At 61.4% G+C, this 5,235-nt stretch carries 5 protein-coding genes; 3 read left to right on the plus strand and 2 right to left on the minus strand.

The genetic code is table 11. The annotated features are described in order from the left end of the window. Positions 1 to 401, minus strand: a 401-nt coding sequence (gene tnpA, locus ACIREA_RS26120; RefSeq protein WP_397385260.1) for an IS200/IS605 family transposase, incomplete at its 3' end; no start/stop codon positions are given. A 587-nt stretch (positions 402 to 988) separates the two neighbouring features. Beyond that, complete coding sequence (locus ACIREA_RS26125; protein WP_397385261.1) at positions 989 to 2,446, minus strand: DUF1080 domain-containing protein; 1,458 nt, start codon at positions 2,444 to 2,446, stop codon at positions 989 to 991. A 110-nt stretch (positions 2,447 to 2,556) separates the two neighbouring features. Between ACIREA_RS26125 and ACIREA_RS26130 the strand changes: the two genes are divergently transcribed. From ACIREA_RS26130 to ACIREA_RS26140, 3 genes are all read left to right on the plus strand, one after another. Continuing rightward, on the plus strand, positions 2,557 to 3,489 hold the full coding sequence (locus tag ACIREA_RS26130) for a redoxin domain-containing protein (protein WP_397385262.1): 933 nt from the start codon (positions 2,557 to 2,559) through the stop codon (positions 3,487 to 3,489). Positions 3,490 to 3,913: 424 nt separating this feature from the next. Next, entirely contained in the window at positions 3,914 to 4,444 is a 531-nt protein-coding gene (locus ACIREA_RS26135) for a sigma-70 family RNA polymerase sigma factor (RefSeq protein WP_397385263.1), read from the plus strand. Continuing rightward, positions 4,441 to 5,235: FecR domain-containing protein (locus ACIREA_RS26140; RefSeq protein WP_397385264.1), on the plus strand; the 795-nt coding region annotated here is incomplete at its 3' end. The genes ACIREA_RS26135 and ACIREA_RS26140, both read left to right, overlap by 4 nt.

Consider the following 5,235-nt stretch of genomic DNA (forward strand, 5'->3'; position numbering starts at 1 on the left):
CGCCGGAACTCCTCCTGGAAACTCATTACCTGATGATGCCGCTGCTGATTGAGGATGTACTCCTTCACCTCTACAAGACTCGACTGGCTGACGGAGAATGCCCCATATCCATTCTGCCAATGAAAATTCCGTAGGATCGGCAACTGACGTTGCAACCACTCGGTCGATCCTGTTTTCACCTGACGCACGATGTCACCCAAGGTCTCGGTGCGTGAGAGCAGAAAAAGCAGATGCGCATGATCCGGCTCCGTATTGATCTCCACCGCCGTGCAGCCCAGATCACGTAGGATGCCACCCATGTATTCATGCAGTTCTGGATGCAGGTGCCGAGGGACCACCTTCTCGCGCCCTTTCGTGGAGAAAATGAGATGGATGTAAACCTTGGCGAGTGATTGAGGCATGCAGGCAAGGGGGAACAGATTGTTGCGCCCCGTTGGAGCACGGCCTGGATGAAACGATAACCAGGTTGTTTTTGCAACCCAGCGCTTGTGCAACCTGAATGGGCACCGGGAGCGTGTGCAGCGCGAAAGGCGGCCATCAACGGTGCAGACCCGTTCGCCACCTCTCCTGCGCTCCTTCAGAGCGCGGCCTTGGGAGAAACTGTGCGTTATGACAAGAACCCAGGGCTGGCTCGTTCCTCGCTGCGCCCTGGGCTGACTCCTGCGGGCCTTTGGCCCACGAGACGGCCCACTGGGCCACCAGTCTGCCAGAGACCACCTCGCATGGAATGTGCGCCCCCTTCACGCTGGAGTCTCGCCGCGCTGCCTGTGCCCCGGAGAGGGACCATCCTGGTCCCTCAGCGCTCCGCTAGGGATCGCGTTCTTAGAAAAATGAGGCTGCTGGGTGGTGGCTGATCGCGGAGCGTTGAGGGATCGGGACGATCCCCCTCCGCCAAACAAAAAAACCCGCCAGACCTCTCGGCCTGACGGGTGATGATTGGGTCAATCAGCGCATCTTGCTGCACCGCAGTGCAGCGTCGCAGCGCCGCTTACTTCTGCTTCACCTTGAAGCTGCGGAACACGACCGGGTCACTATGCCCGGCGAAGCCGATGAAGCCCTTGGTGTGGTCGAGGCCTTTCGGTGGGTGGGCGATCTGGGTGCGGTCGAGTTTGTCGATGTCCACGTCGAGGATCTTGGTGCCGTTGAGGATGACTTTGATCTTCTGGCCATCGACCTGGATTTCTTGGAAGTTCCACTCGCCCACGGGGCGGAGGTAGCCGTGCTTGGCACCGGCGGTGTGGTAGAGGGAGCCGTGATACTGATAGGGCTCCAGGCCCTTCTTGCCGGCTGCGGCCTGCTTGGCGTTGTAGCCGTCGCTGTCGATGACCTGGAGCTCAAGGCCGTCGGAGGCGGAGTGGCCACCCAGCGGGGTGCGCAGGGCGATGCCGTTGTTGCCAGCGGCTGGGAGCTTGAATTCCACGCGGATGGTGCCGTTTTCAAATTCGTCCTTGGTCAGCAGATCGCCACCTTTGCCGGGCTTGCAGGTGATCGCACCGTCCACCACTTCGTAGCTGTCCACCGCGCCCTGCCAGTTGCTGAGGTCCTTGCCGTTGACGTATTCCTTGAAGCCGTCTTCGGCCCAGTTGCCTGCCAGCTCCTTGTTGGCTTCTTCAGCGGAGATCTCGCGGACATAAACGTTCTTCCAGCGGATTTCGCTGCCGTGGGTCTGGAGCTGGATGGGGCCTTTGGCGAAAGCAGGATCCGGGAACCAGCCGTTCGGCACTTTCTCGGCGGCCTTGGCGGCATCGCCTTCAGCTTTCTTGGCGTCTTTTTTGCCGTAGGCGAGGTAGCCGGCCTTCTTGTTGGCGAAGAAGTTTTCCAGCACTGCATTCTTCACGACGACTTCGCCGTTGAAGGTCACCGTCGCACGCTCGCCGACCATGCGGATGAGGAAGGTGTTCCATTCGCCCAGGGGCTTGTCCATGAGCTTCAGGGGATTCTTGCCCTCTGGGCTCTTGTTGTTCCAGAGACCGCCGGAACCGAAGGGCTTGCCCAGCGCGACGGCTTTTTCGTCCTTCTCCGTGAAGTCCCAGATCTGCACCTGGGGGATGCCGCGCAGGTAGATGCCGCTGTCGCCGAGAGGGAGCATCTTGTAGTCGACCATGAGCTCGAAGTCGCCGTAGTCCTTGTCGGTGGTGAGGTACAAACCTTTGCCGTCATTGACGAGCTGGCCGTCCTCCACCTTCCAGTGAGCGTTGACGTGGTCGCCCTTGTCATTGCCCTTCGCATCCACGAGGCCGCCATCGAGGGATTTCTTCTTATACGCGGCCTGCTCTTCTGGCGTCATCTTCCACAGGTCGTTCGGGTCCTGGGTGCCCCAGCCATACCATCCGGAAAGGTCCTTGCCGTTGAAGAGTGCGGTAAAGCCTTTCGGTGGGTTGTTGTCCGCAGCGCGGCAAAACGCGGCTGTGGCGAGGAGGAGTGTCAGGGTCAGTGTGAGTTTCATGGATGAAGAGACTCAGGAGTCGCACCCTGTGAGAGGCATCTTTCATTCCGCCCGAGGATGGTCACTTTCTGCTCGACTTTGGTCACAAAAATGGGGACGGTTCTAAAACCATGAAACCCGCCCTTTGTGTTTTTCTCTTCTGCTGCGCCCAGCTCTCCCTGCATGCCCAGGCCCCTGCTGCCCAAGAAGCTGCGGCTGATGCTCAGGCGCTGGTGAAGCGGCTTTTCGCTCAAGACACGACCGAGGAAGACCTGCAGAAACTCGCCAAAGAGGCCAACAAGGCCGGGGTGCTGCGCCAGCAGATCATTGAGGCGAAGCTCGTTTGGGGCCTGCGGCAGCAAAACACCTCATTCCTCGTCAAGATTCTGCCCGAGGTGGAAATCCTCGCGGGCGGCTTTGATCCAGCCAGCGCCGCCGCGCTGCCGAACGTCGAAGCAGTCCAATCCTTCATCGCCTACATCAAGGCCCTGAAGGCAGGCGAGGCCAAGGATGCCGCCGGTTTCAAAGCGAACATCCTCGAAGCCATCTGGCTCAGCCCGCAGCAGGCGCCGGTCTTCATCCAGGCCATGGAGAAATTTCGCCTCGAAGAAAAGATGGCAGCGCTGGTCATTGATCTCAAAGCCCCGCTGACCACCTCCATGGGAGAGGCCACCACGCTGAACGATGTGCTGGGCGGAAAGAAAGCCCTGCTGCTGGACTTCTGGGCCTCCTGGTGCGGCCCCTGCATGCAGCTGATGCCTGCCCTCAAAACGAAGGCTGCAGCGCTCGCTTCCCACGGCATCGTCGTGGCAGCGGTGAACAAGGACGATGAAAAGGCCGAGGCCACCGCCGAACGCATCCGCCAGGAGCAGAACGCCAAGCTGCCATGGCTCATCGAGCCCCCGGAGCGCCCCTACACCAAGGCCCTCGAAATCGCCACCATCCCCCGCATGGTCCTGCTCTCCCCTGAGGGCAAAGTGCTCTTCAACGGCCATCCCGAAGACCCGGCCCTGTGGGTCGCGCTGAAGAAGATTGATGCGACGATTGAAGCTCCCGCGCAGTGAGGGCGGCCTGCTGCGCAGGCGTTTGCGGTGGTTTGCCGTCGTTGGTGATTGTTTGCGGTGGCTGAAGACTCGCTGCGGGGGCGCTTGCTCGTGCATGGAGGCTGTCCTGCTGGGCGAGGCGGTGTCTTTGCAAATCAAAGGAAGTCCCATGCCGTTGGAGAAAAACGCCTGCTGTTCACAGCACCAAGGACGGCGTGGCTTTTTTGAGCGCCTGCGACGCGACAGACCCGAAATCACGGACGCGCACAGCGCATCCCTACCAGCCCTGGGTGTGCTGCACGGATGGTAGGGACGCGTTGTGCGCGTCCCTAGAATCCTTCGTCCCAGCGCGGGCTGCCTTCCTCTTCACTATCCCCCTTTCCAAAAACTCTGTCCAAATCCCCGCCCCCGTGGCCTTATAGGATTACCGCACCACGCCCACGCCATGCCAGACAACGACCGCACCCAGGAATTCCTCGAACTGCTCACGAGTCATGACCGTGCCCTGGGCGTGTACGTTCACAGCCTGGTACCCGCCCCGCATGACGCGGATGACATCCTGCAGCAGACGAAGATGATCCTGTGGCGCTGCTTTGATCAGTTTGAGAGCGGTACCAACTTCTTGGCTTGGGCACGCAAGACCGCCTTCCACCAAGTGCTCACCCATCGCCGCCAGAAAAAGCGCGAGGCCACTCCGCTGAGCGACGAGATGCTGGAGCTGCTGCACGATGAAGTCTCCAAGCTCAGCGACAGCGGCGACCGCCGGGGCGATGCCCTGCGCGCCTGCGTGGCCAAACTGCCCGCCGCACACCGCCAGCTCGTGACGCTGCGCTACTACGAGGACCTGGAAATCGATGGCGTGGCCGAGCGCATCCGCAGCACAGTGGGCGCGGTGTATCGCGCCCTGAGCCGCATCCGTATGAACCTCATGACCTGCGTGGAAAAGGAACTGCAACTGGAAGGAGCCGAATCATGAAGCCTGCCGATCAATTTCGACTGCTGGAACTCTCCGAGCGCTACGCCGATGAAAAACTCAGCGCCGCCGAGGTGGCCGCGCTGGAGACCGAACTGCGTGAAAATGCAGAAGCGCGTGCCTTCTTTGCCAAAGCCCTGCATCAACGTGCCGAACTCTGCTTTGACGACTCCTGGCACACCCAGGCCGCTCCCGCAGCACGCCCGACGGCCAAGCCCGTGTGGTGGCGCCATGCCATCACCGCCGCAGCAGCCGCCTGCGTGACCTTTGGCTTCGTCTGGCTGAATGGCACGCGCGATGGCACGGTGGCCACGCTCGTCCGCGCACAGCAGTGCCAGTGGGCCGGCAGCAGCCTGCCCACGGTGGAAGGCGCACGCTTGAAGCCTGGGGTGCTTGATTTGATCGAAGGCCTGGCCGTGCTGCGTTTTGACAGCGGCGCGGAGCTGGTGCTGGAAGCCCCCGCCACGGTGGAAGTGCTCGATGGCATGAACTGCAAGCTGCGCCGTGGCACGCTGGTGGCCGAAGTGCCGCCGCAGGCCAAAGGATTCAGCATCGACACCAAGGACGCCAAAGTCATCGACTGGGGCACCAAGTTCGGCCTCAGCGCCGGAGAGGACGGCAAGTATCTCGTGCAGGTGATGGAAGGCCTTGTGGAAGTAGACGACAAAACCGGCGCCGCCACCAAGAAGCTGGAAAAAGGCCAGCGCGTGGACCGTGGCTGGTCGCAGAGACAGATGCACCCCTCCGCCGGCGATGACGCCGATGCCGAGCCCAGCCGCTGGCAGCCCTCCATC

Source organism: Prosthecobacter sp., from assembly GCF_044373815.1.
Taxonomy (GTDB): domain Bacteria; phylum Verrucomicrobiota; class Verrucomicrobiia; order Verrucomicrobiales; family Verrucomicrobiaceae; genus Prosthecobacter.

Bases quoted from the DNA above. Each gene is read 5' to 3' on its own strand.
- ACIREA_RS26130 (WP_397385262.1), top strand. From the start codon at position 2,557: ATGAAACCCGCCCTTTGTGTTTTTCTCTTCTGCTGCGCCCAGCTCTCC.
- ACIREA_RS26135 (WP_397385263.1), top strand. From the start codon at position 3,914: ATGCCAGACAACGACCGCACCCAGGAATTCCTCGAACTGCTCACGAGT.
- ACIREA_RS26125 (WP_397385261.1), bottom strand. From the start codon at position 2,446: ATGAAACTCACACTGACCCTGACACTCCTCCTCGCCACAGCCGCGTTT.